Below are 14746 nucleotides of genomic sequence, written 5' to 3' on the forward strand. Positions count from 1 at the left end.
CACCCTGCACAGCAGCCGGATTGCCATTTCTGTGTTTGCAGTTTGGCAACAAGTTTGCAGACGGGGCAACAAAAACCCGCCGGATGTCAACCATCGGGCGGGTGCGGTAGCGGGTCATTTTGAATAAACCGCTCGTGGTGAGCTCGGACAGAACCACGAGCCGCTCAACCCTTCGTCCAGCTCAGGGTGAGCGGCAAAACTTCAAAATGACCCACTACCGCGGGTGCTTTTGCTTGATCGGTCGGCGCGTCAGGCGGCTTTCAGCACCTTGGCGATCTTGTCCTGCGCCGCTGCTTCGTCGATGTTTTCCATCGCCGCGAGTTCACGCGCCAGACGGCTGACCGCTGCTTCGTAGATCTGCCGCTCGGAGTAGGATTGCTCCGGCTGATCCTCGGCCCGGTGCAGGTCGCGGACCACTTCTGCAATCGACACCAGATCGCCGGAATTGATCTTGGCTTCGTATTCCTGCGCCCGGCGCGACCACATGGTGCGCTTGATGCGCGGCTTGCCGGTCAGGGTGGTGAGCGCTTCCTGCAAGGTCGCCTGGCTGGAGAGCTTGCGCATGCCGGACGAATCCGCCTTGTTGATCGGCACGCGCAGGGTCATGCGCTCCTTCTCGAAGCGCACCACATAAAGCTGAAGCTTGAGGCCGGCGAGTTCCTGCGTTTCGATCTCGGTCACGCGGCCAACACCGTGCTTGGGGTAAACAACGTGATCACCGACATTGAATTTCAGCGTTTTCGCGACCATTGCAATTCCTTCTATACTTGGCAGGCGCAGGCACCCGCATATGCCACGCAGTGGGCGGCGGCTTCCGGGACATTGCAACGGCGCACGCACGCCGCCATGCAACTGTCAAACGCCCGACCATTCGACCCGCCACGACGGCGGCCAAATCCTCAGAATGGACGGGGGTAGGCTCGCTCAGCCTAGGGGTTTGAGACAGTTGGCAAATCTTTTAACATGTCGAGAGAAGGTCGTCACTGTCTCTATTGTGTAACACAAACGGGCGACCGTTACCAGTTTTTACAATATGCTGACCTGCGGGGGCGCTTTTCATCGCATGCAGCACCCAACATTGGGTTGCCCGAAAGTCGCATTGCCTCCTCTCACCGCCCTGAGGGGCCTGTACTGCGCTGTCGCTCAGGGGCAGGTCGCACTGGCCAAGCCGGCAGCCTCAGGCGAGCTCCGTTATCTTCCGGCGGCCAAGCAGGCGGAGCACGGCGTTGCGCCCAGCGCGCAACCAGGGATACAGAAGGCGCGCCCGCGCCGGGTTTTGGAACACCCAGGCGTGCAGCCGGTTGAGCGTATTTGAGCGGCTGGAGAGCATGGCCAGACGGGTCATGACCGCATCGCCATGCAGCCATTCGCCCGCCATTTTCAGCGCCATCCCTTCATCAAGGTCGAGGCCGAGTGACTTTGCCTCCCGCACCGCCGGGTGATCCGTGCGGGCGTCGATCAAAGCCACCGTGCCGACTGCCTCACGCAAGCGCACCATCCGCACATACGCTGAGCAGAACGGACACTCGCCATCATAGACGATCCAGATCGGATCAGGCGTCTGGCGTGGTTGCATGTTCGTCACCGATCACACGGTCCCTCACGGCGTCATAAACGGGCGTCTCGTCCCGCATGATGACGCGGCGCTTCAGCCGGCCATGATCGAGAGACAGGCAGACCGAGTCGTTGACAATGAAGTAGGTGGCGATGTCGCGCTTATCAACGCGATAGAATGGGTCTGCGACAAACGGGCTCGGCACATGGTGGTGCGGCACCAGATAATAGTTGAACCGGCCGCGCGCATCGATCCGCTGGAGCGCTTTGCGGTGCTGCGCCTGAACATATTCCCCAACAGCAGCGGGCGAGCCGTACAGGGGCTCGGCCGGCATAGACCGGACCGGTGGCGTGCAGGTGCGGCCGGCAAGGGCATCATCGTAATGCAGCACCGACCCCCAGATGGAATGGTTGAAATGCTCCATGCCCCCGGCCACCACAGCCGCCCCTGCGAGACTTGATAGGACGAGGACAGGAAGTAGGCGTTGGGAATGCGCACCCGCTTGCCGTTCTTCAACGCCGCCTCGAAGTAGACCGATGTGAAGCCCGGGGTGTCGTACCAGGCCAGCGTCGCCGTGTGGAAAAACGCCGTCCCGACCAGGGCGCAAGCCAGGCAGGTCAGCCGTGCCGCCTTGTCCCACTGTTCATCCTTCACAGCCAGCAGGGTGGTCAGAATGATGGTGTTGAGCGCGATCCACTTCCAGAACAGCAACCCGAGCGCCAGATAGACCGAGAGGTGGAATATGTCGTAGGCGATGGTGATCCAGATCAGCCACCGGCGGCGCAACGGCGCAGCAACCGCGAGCAACTGAGCGATAAGCGCAACAAAATTCATGGGCACGCTCAGGGCCTTGAACAGGTCATACTCGGCCTGGGTCAAGGCCGGGAACGCTGCTGTGAGCAGGGTCCCTTTCTCCAGCGCTCCCGGGATGCCATCGTACAGGCGGTTGTCCAGAACCCAGGACAGCGGCCCGCCGTCCAGCATGATCTTGGCGACGCCGGAATAGAAATAATTTCCCAGATGCCCGCCGATCGCTGCAGCGAAGACCAGCAGCAACCCGCGCGCCACGGCATCCTGGTTCAGGGCCAATGCCTGGGATACGCGTGGGGCATGGCGCATGCTGCCGACGAGGCCGGCGGCCAGCGACACCAGGGTAATGGCCTCGACCACATTGCGGATATCGAGATTGGAGAAATAGAAGCCCGTAAGGCCGCTCTGCAGATCGCGCATCATCCAGATCAGCAGCGCACTGGCCATTGCGCCAGCAGGGCGCCACCAGCCCAGCACTGCGAAACCAAGCGCCACCCAGCGGGCCTGGCTGTGAAACAGCACCTGGGGCTGTCCAGAGGTACCGCCGCGTAGGGAATGTCGAACGGTTCGAGCGCGGCATAAAGGGTCAGGAAGACGGCACAGGCCCTGAGGCCGCGGCGTGCGAAAAGCGGAAGATCCGCGTTTTTCGCCCTTGAGAGGGCACCGGCCAGCAGCGCCAGCAAGCCGCACCAGACGAACACATGATCCGGCGCATCGCGGACGACCAGCTCTGTCAGTTGCTTGAAGACGAGATATCCCAGCAACGCGAGCAGCAAAACCACCAGCGCCCCGGCATAGCGTCCGGCCACAACCGATGAGGTGGGCGATCCAACAGCAGAAAATGTCGTCGCCATAGATATCGGACCGAAAATCTAGCCAGCGGCCGGGCCGTTGGCGCTGTATGGAGCGGGTAACGGGAATCGAACCCGTGCGTTCAGCTTGGGAAGCTGACAGGCTACCATTACATCATACCCGCGTGTGATGAGCCTTAAGGGAGGATGCGCGCAGGCGTCAAGACTGGCCGCCCAGGATCGCCGCATGGTGCCGCAGGTGATCGTCGATGAAGGTGCTGACGAAGAAGTAGCCGTGATCGTAACCGGCCTGACGGCGCAGGATCAGCCCCTGGCCAACCGCGGCGCAGGCCGCCTCGAACAGCTCCGGGCGCAACTGCTCGTGAAGGAACGGGTCGTCGGCACCCTGGTCGAGGAGGATCGCCGGCATCGCCCGGCGGTCGCCGGACCTGCGCATCAGCACACAGGCATCATGGTCCTGCCAGGCGGCCTCATCCGACCCCAGATAGCTCGTGAACGCCTTGCGTCCCCAGGGAACCTGGGTTGGGGCTGCAATCGGCGCGAACGCGGAAATGCTGGTGAACTGCTGCGGATACTTCAGCGCCAGAGTCAGTGCGCCGTGCCCGCCCATCGAGTGGCCGAAGAGGCCCTGCCGGCGCATATCGACCGGAAGCTCGGCCGCGACGACCTGCGGCAGTTCCTGCGCGATATAGCGTTCCATCTGAAAGTGGGTCGCCCACGGCGCCTGCGTCGCGTTTATGTAGAAGCCAGCGCCCTGGCCGAAATCATAGGCCGGGTCGTCGGGCACATCTGCACCGCGCGGGCTGGTGTCGGGCGCGACGATCACAAGGCCAAGCGCTGCCGCCTGCCGGTAGGCCCCGCCCTTGACGGTGAAATTGTCTTCCGTGCAGGTCAGGCCGGAGAGAAACCACAGCAGCGGCGCATTCTGCACGTTTGCCGGCACGAAGGCGGAGAAGCGCATAAGGGTGCCGGTCGCGCTTGACGCATGCCGATAATAGGTCACCGTGCCGCCGAAACAGCCGTGGCGGCTGACAATCTCCAGGGCCATCAGAACTGCACCACCGAGCGGATCGACGTGCCGGCGTGCATCAGGTCGAACGCCTCGTTGATACGCTCAAGCGGCAGGGTGTGGGTGATCAGATCATCGATGTTGATCTTGCCGTCCATGTACCAGTCGACGATGCGCGGGACGTCCGAGCGCCCGCGCGCGCCGCCGAAGGCCGAGCCCTTCCACACACGCCCGGTCACCAGCTGGAACGGCCGGGTCGCAATCTCCTGCCCCGCTTCTGCAACGCCGATGATGATCGACTGCCCCAGCCGCGATGGCAGCATTCCAGCGCCTGGCGCATCACCTTCACATTGCCTGTGCAGTCGAAGGAATAATCAACGCCGCCGTCGGACAAGTCCTGGATTGCCGCCACCACCCGCTCCGCCCCGATCTCGTTCGGGTTGAGGAAGTGGGTCATGCCGAACTTTTCCGCCATCGCCTGCTTGGCGGGGTTGATGTCGATGCCGATGATCCTGTCGGCGCCGACCATGCGTGCGCCCTGGATGACGTTGAGCCCGATGCCGCCCAGCCCGAACACGGCAACCGTCGCCCCCGGCTCCACTTTCGCCGTATAGATCACCGCGCCGATGCCGGTGGTGACGCCGCAGCCGATATAGCAGATCTTGTCGAACGGGGCGTCCTGCCGGACCTTGGCGACCGCGATCTCCGGCATCACCGTGAAGTTGGAGAAGGTCGAGCAGCCCATATAGTGATAGAGCGCCGCACCATTCCGGCGGAACCGGCTGGTGCCATCCGGCATCACGCCCTTGCCCTGGGTCGCGCGGATTGCCGTGCAGAGGTTCGACTTGCGGCTGAGGCAGGTTTTGCACGACCGGCATTCCGGCGTGTACAGCGGAATGACATGGTCGCCGGGCTTCACGCTGGTCACGCCTGCGCCGACCTCACGGACGATGCCGGCCCCTCGTGGCCGAGGATCGACGGGAAAATCCCTTCCGAGTCCTTGCCTTCCAGCGTGTAGGCGTCGGTGTGGCAGACCCCGGTCGCCATGACCTCGACCAGCACCTCGCCGGGCTTCGGGCCATCGAGGTCAACCTCCTCGATCACCAGCGGCTGGTTCGGAGCAACGGCGATGGCGGCGCGGGTTTTCATGGGCGGTTCCTAATAGTGGATGGCGCGGCCGTAGGCGTCGAGCACACTCTCGTGCATCATTTCCGAAAGTGTGGGGTGCGGGAACACGGTGTGCATCAACTCGGCTTCCGTGGTCTCCAGCGACTTGGCGACCGCATAGCCCTGGATCAGTTCGGTGACTTCCGCGCCGACCATGTGTGCGCCCAGCAACTCGCCGGTCTTGGCGTCAAAGACGGTCTTGATCAGCCCATCCGCTTCGCCAAGCGCAATCGCCTTGCCATTGCCGACGAACGGGAAGCGCCCGACCTTGACCGCGTAGCCCGCTTCCTTGGCCTTGGCCTCGGTCAAGCCGACGCTCGCGACCTGCGGGCGGCAATAGGTGCAGCCCGGAATGTTCGACTTGTCGAGCGGGTGCACGCCCTTGACGCCAGCGATGGTCTCGACCGCGATCACGCCTTCATGGCTCGCCTTGTGCGCCAGCCAGGGCGCGCCGGTGACATCACCGATTGCCCACAGGCCGTCGACGCCGGTGCGGCCGTAGCCGTCGGTCACGATGTGGCCCCGCTCGATCTTGACGCCGAGCGCCTCCAGCCCGAGATTTTCCGAGTTGCCGACGATGCCGATCGCCAGGATCACCCGGTCGAAGGTCTGGTCCTCGCTTTTGCCGCCCGCCTCGATGGTGGCGGTGACGCTATCCTTGCCCGGAACCAGTTTGGTCACACCAGCGCCGGTCTTGATCGTCATGCCCTGCTTGGTGAGCGCCTTCAGCATGAAGGCGGAGATTTCCGCGTCCTCGACCGGCAGGATACGGTCCATCATCTCGACGATGGTGACCTTGGTGCCCATGTCCGAATAGAAGCTGGCGAACTCGACGCCGATCGCGCCCGAGCCGATGACCAGCAGCGATTTCGGCATGGCCTCCGGCGTCATCGCATGCTTGTAGGTCCAGACCAGCTTGCCGTCGGCCTTCAGGTGCGGCAGTTCGCGCGCGCGCGCCGGTCGCGATGATGATGTTCCTGGCCGCCAGATCGGCAACCGGCTTGCCGTCTTTGGAAACCGCGACCCTGCCCTTGGCCGGCACGGTCGCTGCGCCGTCGTAGACAGTCACCTTGTTCTTTTCAGCAGATGCTTGACGCCGCTGTTGAGCTGGCCGGCGACGCCGCGCGAGCGCTTGACGACCGCCGCCAGATCAAACCCGACATTCTCCGCCTTCAGGCCATAGTCGGCAGCGTGATCGAGGTAATGCTTGATTTCGGACGAGCGCAGCAGCGCCTTGGTCGGGATACAGCCCCAGTTGAGGCAGATGCCGCCCAGATGCTCGCGCTCGACGACGGCGGTCTTCAGGCCGAGTTGTGCCGCGCGGATCGCCGCGACGTAGCCGCCCGGCCCGCCGCCGATGACAACAAGATCAAAGGTCTCAGTCATGTTTTTGCTCCAGAACTCCCCTCTCCCCTTGCGGAGAGGGTGGCCCAACGGGCCGGGAGAGGGGTTTATCAAACTGTTATAAATCTGCTCCAACACGGATGCGGTTTCCTGAAGGGCCTGAACATTCCAGAAACGTAAGACTCTGTACCCTGCGCGCTCAATATGCGCGGTGCGCGCAATATCATGCGAACGGGTAATCTCATCAGCATGGTGGCCACCATCAAGCTCAACCACCAATTTTGCCTGATGCGAAATAAAATCGGTGATATAGTGATTGAATGGTTGTTGTCGCCGAAATTTATACCCAGAAAAGCGATGCGCTCTAAGATGACGCCAGAGCACTACTTCGGCCTCGGTCATAGACTTCCTCAAGCGCTTTGCTTGCTTTAAGCTTACGGGATTATAACCCTCTCCCGGCGCTGCGCGCCACCCTCTCCCGCAAGGGGAGAGGGGTTTCATGAGGTGAATGATGCGCCATGCTAGGCCAGCATCAGCAGCGGTTCTTCGATCAGGCGCTTGAACTCGGCCAGGAAGGCAGCACCGATCGCGCCGTCGAGCACCCGGTGGTCGACCGACAGGGTGACCGACATCACGGTCGCGATTGCAATAGCACCATTTCTGACTACAGCGCGCTGTTCGCCCGCACCGACGGCCAGAATCGCACCCTGCGGCGGGTTGATCACCGCCTCGAACTGCTTGATGCCCATCATCCCCAGATTCGAGATCGAGAAGGTGCCGCCCTGATAGTCTTCCGGCATCAACTTGCCGTCGCGCGCCTTGTCGGCGAGCGCCTTCATCTCGGTCGAGATGTCTGCCAGGCCCTTGGAGCAGGCGCCCCGGATGACCGGCGTCACCAGCCCGCCCGGCACCGCGACCGCGACCGAAATGTCAGCGCGCTGGAAGCGATACATCCTGTCGCCGGCGAACATGGCGTTGGCGTCCGGCACTTTCTTCAGGCTCAGGCCGCAGGCGCGGATGATGAAATCATTGACCGAAAGCTTGACGCCCTGCTTCTCCAGCGCCGTGTTCAGCGCCTTCCGGCTGGCCATCAGCGCATCCAGTTCGACGTCGACGGTCAGGTAGAAGTGCGGCACGGTTGATTTCGACTCCGCCATGCGCTTGGCGATCACCTTGCGCATGCCCGGCAGCTTGATCTCCTCGAACGGCACATCCGCTGGCGGCGTAAAGTCGCTGGCGGCCGCTGGCCTGATGGCCGCGGCAGCCGGCGCGACACTGCCGGTGCACCGCCCAATACGTCCGCCTTGACGATCCGCCCGCCCGGCCCCGTACCGGCAAGGGCGGACAAGTCGATGCCCTTGTCGGCGGCGATCCGGCGCGCCAGCGGCGAGGCCTTCACACGATCAGCCTCTGCCCTCACCCGGCGCTCCGCGCCACCCTCTCCCGCCGGGGAGAGGGTTTTTCCGCCACCGCTGCCCCTCCCCTTGCGGGAGAGGGTTGGGGTGAGGGTTTTGGCCGTCCTCTTCCACCAGCAGCACAGCGATCTTGGTCCCGACCTTTACGTCTTCGGTGCCCTCGGCGATGACAATCTCACCGATCACGCCTTCGTCGACCGCCTCGAACTCCATGGTCGCCTTGTCGGTCTCGATCTCGGCCATCACCTGGCCGGACTTGACCGTATCGCCGGCCTTCACCAGCCACTTGGCCAGCGTGCCGGCTTCCATGGTCGGACTCAGAGCGGGCATCAGAATGTCAATGGGCATAATGCCTCCTCAACAAGGTTGCAGGCGCGCAACCCTCAGCGATAACAGACGGACTTGGCGGCGGCGACGACGTCGTCCGCCTTCACCAGGGCGAGCTTCTCGAGAGTGTTCGCATACGGCAGCGGCACATCCTTGTCGGTCACGCGCAGCACCGGGGCATCGAGATCGTCGAACCCATCCTCCATGCAGATGGCCATGATTTCCGACGACACCGAGAATTGCGGCCAGGCCTCCTCGACGCAAACGAGGCGGTTGGTCTTCTTCAGCGACGCCAGCACGGTCTCCCGATCCAGGGGCCGGATGGTGCGCAGGTCGACCACTTCGGCGTCGATCCCTCGCCCGCCAGGGTCTCGGCTGCCTCCAACGCCACCCCGACGGCGATCGAATAGGCGACCAGGGTCACATCGGCGCCGGGGCGCACGATACGCGCCTTGCCGATCGGCAGCACATAGTCATCCACCTGCGGCACATCGAACGAGCGCCCGTAGACCAGCTCGTTCTCCAGGAATACGACCGGGTCCGGGGAACGGATCGCGGCCTTGAGCAGGCCTTTGCAGTCGGCGGCGTCGTAGGGCGCGATGACGATCAGACCGGGCACATGGCCATACCAGGCGGCATAGTTCTGGCTGTGCTGAGCGGCCACACGGCTTGCAGCGCCGTTCGGCCCGCGAAACACGATCGGGCACCGCATCTGGCCGCCGGACATGTAGTTGGTCTTGGCGGCCGAGTTGATGATCTGGTCGATCGCCTGCATGGCGAAGTTCATGGTCATGAACTCGACGACCGGCTTAAGGCCGCCCATGGCCGCACCGACGCCGACGCCTGCAAAGCCGTGTTCGGTGATCGGGGTATCGATAACCCGCTGCGGGCCGAATTCCTGCAGCAGACCCTGGGTGACCTTGTAGGCCCCTGATACTCGGCGACTTCCTCGCCCATCACGAACACGCTCGGATCGCGGCGCATCTCCTCGGCCATGGCGTCGCGCAAGGCCTCGCGCACGGTCATCTTGGTGAAGGTGGTCCCGACCGGCAGCGTGGGATCGGCCGGGCGCGGCACGATGGACGGCGCGGCGGCGGGGACAGACTGAGCCGGGGCGACGGCAGGCGCCGGTGGCGCTGCAGGAGCAGGCTGCGCAACGGTTGGCGGCGCCGCGGGAGGTGCTGCGCTCGCCATCGGCGACAAGCGTTGCGATCCGGGTGCCGACCTTCACATTCTCCGTGCCCTCGGCCACCAGGATTTCGCCGATCACGCCTTCGTCGACCGCCTCGAACTCCATGGTCGCCTTGTCGGTCTCGATCTCGGCCATCACCTGGCCGGACTTGACCGTATCGCCGGGCTTCACCAGCCACTTGGCCAGCGTGCCCTCCTCCATGGTCGGACTCATCGCAGGCAGCAGGATATCGACCGGCATCAGTAGGCCTCCACGAGAATGTCGGTGTAGAGTTCGGCAGGGTCAGGCTCGGGGCTCGACTGCGCAAATTCCGCGGCGTCGGCCACCACTTCGCGCACGCGCTTGTCGATGGCCTTGAGGTCTTCCTCCGCGATGCCGAGCGCCAGCAGCTTCGCCTTGGCCCTCGATCGGATCCGACTTCTCACGCATGGCGTCCACTTCCTCGCGCGTCCGGTATTTGGCGGGGTCGGACATCGAGTGGCCGCGATACCGGTAGGTCATCAGCTCGAGCAGCAGCGGCCCCTTGCCCGCGCGCACCCATTCCAGCGCCCGCTCGGCCGCGCCACGAACTTCAAGGACGTCCATGCCGTTGATCTGCAGCCCCGGAATACGGAAGCTCTCGCCGCGGCGGAACAGTTCACGCTCGGCGGATGCTCGCCCGACGCTCGTTCCCATGGCATACTGGTTGTTCTCGATGACGTAGATGGCGGGCAGTTTCCACAGCTCAGCCATGTTGAAACTCTCGTAAACCTGCCCCTGGTTGGCTGCGCCGTCGCCGAAGTAGGCGAGACACACGCCACCGTCCTGCTGATACTTGTGGGAAAAGGCTAACCCGGTTCCAAGGCTCACCTGCGCCCCGACGATGCCGTGGCCGCCGTAGAAGCGGTGCTCGACCGAGAACATGTGCATCGAGCCGCCCTTGCCTTTGGAGATCCCGCCGGCACGACCGGTCAGTTCCGCCATGACGGCGCGCGGCGCGATGCCGCACATCAGCATGTGGCCGTGGTCGCGATAGCCGGTAATAACGCTGTCGACGGGCTTCAAGGCCGATTGCAGGCCGACCACGACCGCTTCCTGCCCGATATAAAGGTGGCAGAAGCCGCCGATCAAGCCCAGACCATAGAGCTGGCCCGCCCGCTCCTCGAAGCGGCGGATCAGCAGCATCTGCTCGTAGAACGCCAGGAGTTCTTCGCGCGTCGCCGCGTAAGCGACCGGGTAGGTCGGGCAGTCGAAGCGCGTGGTCTGCCGCGCAGGATCGACTGCGCCCACCGTCGCTGGAGCCGTATTCGACTTTGATCGTGTTGCTCGCGCCATGCCTGGTCCTCAACATGATGAATTGCCCGACGCCAGCGTGCGCCGCAGGCGGCTCCGTTATAGCGCGACACATCGTGTCGCCAAGCCGAAAGCGTTGGGACAGAAAGTTTCTCCTGAGACGAATCCATCAAAGAATCCGACAGGTTGTGAGGGTTGTTTATTGTGCGGGTGCGTCGTTCTGCGGTGGCAGCGAGACCACATACTCATCCTGCCCGACGAGTCCGAGCACGCGGCGGGCAAGCTCATCAGCATAGTCGCGGTCCATGGCGTCCCGGTTCAACAGCGCGATACGCCGCTCCAGCGTCGCACGCTCCACCGCCAATCGTTCGGCCTGCCCGGTCACGACGCCAAGCTGCCGGGCATAGTGCTGCGCCGCAATAATTCCAGCCGAACCGAACACCGCATGATAGCCGAAGAACGCCATCACCAGCAGGCACAATGCGGGGATCAGCAACTGCCGGACGCGCTCGGCAATGATCGTTCTTAATTCCATAAGCGAGAAGAATCACAGCCGAGTCCGCGGGTCAAGGGCCTTGCAGGTCTGTCGCCCTGGTCTTGTATAATATCGCCGCGGCCCGCGATCAGGCGCGCAGCACGCCGAGACCGGCATAGACCCCGGCGTCGCCCAACTGTTCTTCAATGCGCAGCAACTGGTTGTATTTTGCCAGCCGGTCCGAACGCGCCAGGCTCCCGGTCTTGATCTGCCCGCAGTTGGTGGCGACCGCCAGGTCGGCGATGGTCGAGTCCTCGGTCTCGCCGGAGCGGTGTGACATGATGGCGGTGTAGCGCGCCTGCTGCGCCATGCTCACCGCCTCCAGCGTCTCGGTCAGCGTGCCGATCTGGTTCACCTTGACCAGGATCGAATTGGCAACCCCTTCTCGATGCCGTCCGCCAGGCGCGCCGAGTTGGTGACGAACAGATCGTCCCCGACAAGCTGCACCCGCGCGCCCAGCATCTCGGTCAACTGCGCCCAGCCTTCCCAATCGTCCTCCGCCATGCCGTCCTCGATCGAGACGATGGGGAAGCGGCCGCACAGGTCCGCAAGATAGCCCACCATGCCGGCGGAATCGAAGGATTTGCCTTCGCCTTCCAGCGCATACTTGCCGTTCTTGAAGAATTCGGTCGCCGCGCAGTCCAGCGCCAGCACCACCTCTTCGCCCGGTTTGCGCCCGGCCTTCTCGATGGCCTTCATGATGAAGTCGAGCGCGGCGTCGGCACTTGCAAGGTTCGGCGCAAAGCCGCCTTCGTCGCCGACGCTGGTCGCAAACCCGGCAGCGGAGAGCTGCTTCTTCAGGGTGTGGAAAATCTCCGCGCCCCAGCGCAGCGCCTCGCTGAACGTTTCAGCGCCGACCGGCATGATCATGAATTCCTGGATGTCGATGGGGTTATCGGCATGCGCGCCGCCATTGATGATGTTCATCAGCGGCACCGGCAGCACGCGCGCATTGACACCACCGACATAGCGATAAAGCGGCAGGCTGCGGGCATCCGCCGCCGCGCGCGCCACCGCCAGGCTGACGCCGAGGATGGCGTTGGCACCCAGCCGGCTTTTGTTTTCCGTGCCGTCGAGTTCGATCAGCAGATTGTCGATATCGACCTGATCTTCCGCGTCGTGGCCCGCGAGCGCGTCGAAAATCTCGCCGTTCACCGCATCGACTGCCAGTTGCACGCCCTTGCCCATATAGCGTTCGGCGTCGCCGTCGCGCTTTTCCACGGCCTCATGGGCGCCGGTCGAGGCACCCGAGGGGACCGCAGCGCGACCATAGCTGCCGTCTTCCAGCGCGACATCGACCTCAACCGTCGGGTTACCCCGGCTATCCAGGATTTCGCGGGCAACGATATCAACGATCGCAGTCATGAAGGCCTCCTCGAAGAAAGAGAGATTTGGCCGCTGGCTTAGCCGCTTGCGCCGCGCGATCAACTGAAAACTTCGTGCTACTTGCCCCGGCTCACCGCCAGTCGCGGGTGCTCGACCCGGTCCCCGGCGCGATACCCAGGGTAGCCGCTTGCCCGCCGTTGATTTCCAGCACGCCAATGGCCTGCCCAGCCGAAAGAATCGGCTGCCGGCTGAGCGGCTTGGCATTCGCCGCCACATTGAGGATACGTCCATCCTGACCGATGAAGATCAGGTCCAGCGGCAGGTAGGTGTTCTCCATCCAGAAGGCGAGCGGCTGCGGAGTCTTATAAACGAACAGCATACCGCTATCCTGCGGCATGCTGGCGCGGAACATCAGGCCGACGGCCTGTTGTTCCGGGTCGCCGCAACCTCGACAGTATATTTCAGTTTTTGCCGCTAGCCGTCCTGATGGTCAGCGGCGACTTCGGCAGCTTCTGCGGCTCGCCGACGACAACCGCCGGCGTTCCCGACTCGGCGAGGGCGGAGGCGGACGGCGCGCTGGCTATAAGTAAAGCGGCAAGGACAATTTTAAGTGCAAGACAAGTTTGTACGGCGGCAAGGTCAGTCTCCAGGAGCGGCAAGCGCAACCGCAAACTGGCCGCGCTCGCTGATTGCGACCCGGGCCGTCAGCCTCTGCCCGGGCAGCAGGTCGACAAGGCCTGCGCGTCTTGCCGTCTCCATATGCACGAAGATATCCGTGTCGTCATCAGGTCTTGCGACAAAACCATACCCCTTCAGGCGATTGAACCATTTGACAACGACAGGCTCGAAATCACCGGCGTCGCCGTCACGAGCCAGGCGGGTTGTTCTTGGGTGTGTCGACCGCGGCGCCATCGTCTCCAGATCAGGAGCCGTCGCCGTCGTCAAATCGAGCATCGTGATCTTTTGCGCCTGACGCCCACGGACTCGGCGCACCACGAGACAACCCATCGTTGCGCCTTCCGGCAAGGTACGCCGGCCCAATTCCCGCAAGACCGAGAAGTGTATCAGCACATCTCAGAGCCGTCCTCAGGGATCAGGAAGCCGTAACCCTTTATCGGGTCGAACCATTTAACGACGCCGGTTAGTCGTTCAGCGTGTCCATCCTGTCCTGACCCACTTGAGGAATCACTCATACCCGACGGCACTGTCTGATCGCACTTGAGAATGTAGGACATCAATCTACGCCCTGAAATCGTTAAAAGCGATACCACAAGTTGTGAAACTCTCAAAATTTATTGCGTCCAAGCCTTGCATTTTCTGAGAGGCCACAACGGCTTGGTTGCACAAAGCACACGCTTTACCTTCCAGGCAGGCCGGACCGGCGCATTGCTGCACCGCACAAAATCGTGCTAGAACACGGTGTTTCGCGTAGCCTGCCGACTGGATGACCTGAATGGCGCACTCCGGACGTTTCACCATAAGGATCAAACCCTCGGCTTTCTGGCAAAGTTTCCTGGATGCACGCGTTATCGAGGCGCTGCTTCCAGCGTGTCGGCGCTTCTCCCGGCTGGACGAGCGCGAGTACGAGGGCATTTATGAACTGCCCTCTGCTGCGGGGCTTACGCCTCAATCTGGGCGATCGTTCGCAAGGAAGGCGCGATCGCGGAGATCGAACTCCAGGTCATTGTCCGGCGGACGCGCGTTTTCCATGCCAGCCTGCGCATCGAGTCGCAGGCCGCTGCGTCCGGCATGCGCATTCAACTCCTGGCCACGCTCCATGACGCTGATCCTGCCGATATCGAGAACGCACTTGCGCAGCTGGACGCCCATGCGACAGCTATTCTATGGCGGCTTGAGCGTGTAGCGGCGGGTGGAGTTTTCCATTCGGCGACAGTGCGCGTCGGTGCCTGCAGGCCGGCGTGGACTTTTCAAGCGACCCTCGGGCTGAGTCTGGGCCTCGCCCCGTCAAGGATGCGACAGAT

At 63.1% G+C, this 14746-nt stretch carries 10 protein-coding genes, 1 tRNA gene and 6 pseudogenes; all 17 read right to left on the reverse strand.

Annotated features, from left to right (window positions below):
- Positions 1-249: 249 nt before the first annotated feature.
- Positions 250-750 (reverse strand): CarD family transcriptional regulator, encoded by a 501-nt coding sequence (locus E6W36_RS00970; RefSeq protein WP_222873477.1) that lies wholly within the window; start codon positions 748-750, stop codon positions 250-252.
- Between the two features lie 427 nt (positions 751-1177).
- On the reverse strand, positions 1178-1576 hold the full coding sequence (locus E6W36_RS00975) for a DCC1-like thiol-disulfide oxidoreductase family protein (protein ID WP_222874354.1): 399 nt from the start codon (positions 1574-1576) through the stop codon (positions 1178-1180).
- A 72-nt stretch (positions 1577-1648) separates the two neighbouring features.
- Complete coding sequence (locus E6W36_RS00980) at positions 1649-2887, reverse strand: hypothetical protein (RefSeq protein ID WP_222873478.1); 1239 nt, start codon at positions 2885-2887, stop codon at positions 1649-1651.
- Positions 2794-3147: a hypothetical protein gene (locus E6W36_RS00985; protein WP_222873479.1), complete on the reverse strand. Its 354-nt coding sequence runs from the start codon at positions 3145-3147 to the stop codon at positions 2794-2796. The genes E6W36_RS00980 and E6W36_RS00985 overlap by 94 nt, the downstream gene beginning before the upstream one ends.
- A gap of 120 nt (positions 3148-3267) precedes the next feature.
- Positions 3268-3341, reverse strand: a tRNA-Gly gene (locus E6W36_RS00990).
- 35 nt (positions 3342-3376) lie between these two features.
- The gene (fghA, locus tag E6W36_RS00995; protein ID WP_222874355.1) at positions 3377-4219 is read right to left on the reverse strand and encodes an S-formylglutathione hydrolase; all 843 of its coding nucleotides are present in this window, start codon (positions 4217-4219) and stop codon (positions 3377-3379) included.
- A 5-nt stretch (positions 4220-4224) separates the two neighbouring features.
- Positions 4225-5335 (reverse strand): annotated as a pseudogene (locus E6W36_RS01000) (S-(hydroxymethyl)glutathione dehydrogenase/class III alcohol dehydrogenase).
- Positions 5336-5344: 9 nt separating this feature from the next.
- Complete coding sequence (locus E6W36_RS21330) at positions 5345-5767, reverse strand: NAD(P)/FAD-dependent oxidoreductase (protein WP_342776902.1); 423 nt, start codon at positions 5765-5767, stop codon at positions 5345-5347.
- Between the two features lie 60 nt (positions 5768-5827).
- Positions 5828-7198 (reverse strand): annotated as a pseudogene (locus tag E6W36_RS21335) (FAD-dependent oxidoreductase); the annotation flags it as partial.
- Positions 7199-7218: 20 nt separating this feature from the next.
- Positions 7219-8460 (reverse strand): annotated as a pseudogene (locus E6W36_RS01015) (2-oxo acid dehydrogenase subunit E2).
- Positions 8461-8495: 35 nt separating this feature from the next.
- A pseudogene (locus tag E6W36_RS01020) lies at positions 8496-9871 on the reverse strand (pyruvate dehydrogenase complex E1 component subunit beta).
- Positions 9871-10945: pseudogene (pdhA, locus tag E6W36_RS01025) on the reverse strand (pyruvate dehydrogenase (acetyl-transferring) E1 component subunit alpha). The pseudogenes E6W36_RS01020 and pdhA overlap by 1 nt, the downstream one beginning before the upstream one ends.
- A 157-nt stretch (positions 10946-11102) precedes the next feature.
- Positions 11103-11438 (reverse strand): FtsB family cell division protein, encoded by a 336-nt coding sequence (locus tag E6W36_RS01030; protein WP_222873480.1) that lies wholly within the window; start codon positions 11436-11438, stop codon positions 11103-11105.
- An 88-nt stretch (positions 11439-11526) separates the two neighbouring features.
- Positions 11527-12803 (reverse strand): annotated as a pseudogene (gene eno / locus E6W36_RS01035) (phosphopyruvate hydratase).
- Positions 12804-12894: 91 nt separating this feature from the next.
- On the reverse strand, positions 12895-13176 hold the full coding sequence (locus E6W36_RS01040; RefSeq protein WP_222873481.1) for a DUF192 domain-containing protein: 282 nt from the start codon (positions 13174-13176) through the stop codon (positions 12895-12897).
- A 227-nt stretch (positions 13177-13403) separates the two neighbouring features.
- The gene (locus E6W36_RS17200; protein ID WP_246047911.1) at positions 13404-13718 is read right to left on the reverse strand and encodes a cold-shock protein; all 315 of its coding nucleotides are present in this window, start codon (positions 13716-13718) and stop codon (positions 13404-13406) included.
- A gap of 672 nt (positions 13719-14390) precedes the next feature.
- The gene (locus E6W36_RS01050) at positions 14391-14594 is read right to left on the reverse strand and encodes a hypothetical protein (RefSeq protein ID WP_222873482.1); all 204 of its coding nucleotides are present in this window, start codon (positions 14592-14594) and stop codon (positions 14391-14393) included.
- Between the last annotated feature and the right edge of the window lie 152 nt (positions 14595-14746).

It is taken from the genome of Hankyongella ginsenosidimutans (assembly GCF_005144965.1).
Taxonomy (GTDB): Bacteria; Pseudomonadota; Alphaproteobacteria; order Sphingomonadales; family Sphingomonadaceae; genus Hankyongella; species Hankyongella ginsenosidimutans.

Excerpts from the sequence above, each read along its gene's own strand:
- E6W36_RS01040 (WP_222873481.1), bottom strand. The coding sequence starts at position 13,176 with ATGTTCCGCGCCAGCATGCCGCAGGATAGCGGTATGCTGTTCGTTTAT.
- E6W36_RS00970 (WP_222873477.1), bottom strand. The coding sequence starts at position 750 with ATGGTCGCGAAAACGCTGAAATTCAATGTCGGTGATCACGTTGTTTAC.
- E6W36_RS17200 (WP_246047911.1), bottom strand. The coding sequence starts at position 13,718 with ATGCTCGATTTGACGACGGCGACGGCTCCTGATCTGGAGACGATGGCG.
- E6W36_RS01030 (WP_222873480.1), bottom strand. The coding sequence starts at position 11,438 with ATGGAATTAAGAACGATCATTGCCGAGCGCGTCCGGCAGTTGCTGATC.
- E6W36_RS00975 (WP_222874354.1), bottom strand. The coding sequence starts at position 1,576 with ATGCAACCACGCCAGACGCCTGATCCGATCTGGATCGTCTATGATGGC.
- E6W36_RS01050 (WP_222873482.1), bottom strand. The coding sequence starts at position 14,594 with ATGGGCGTCCAGCTGCGCAAGTGCGTTCTCGATATCGGCAGGATCAGC.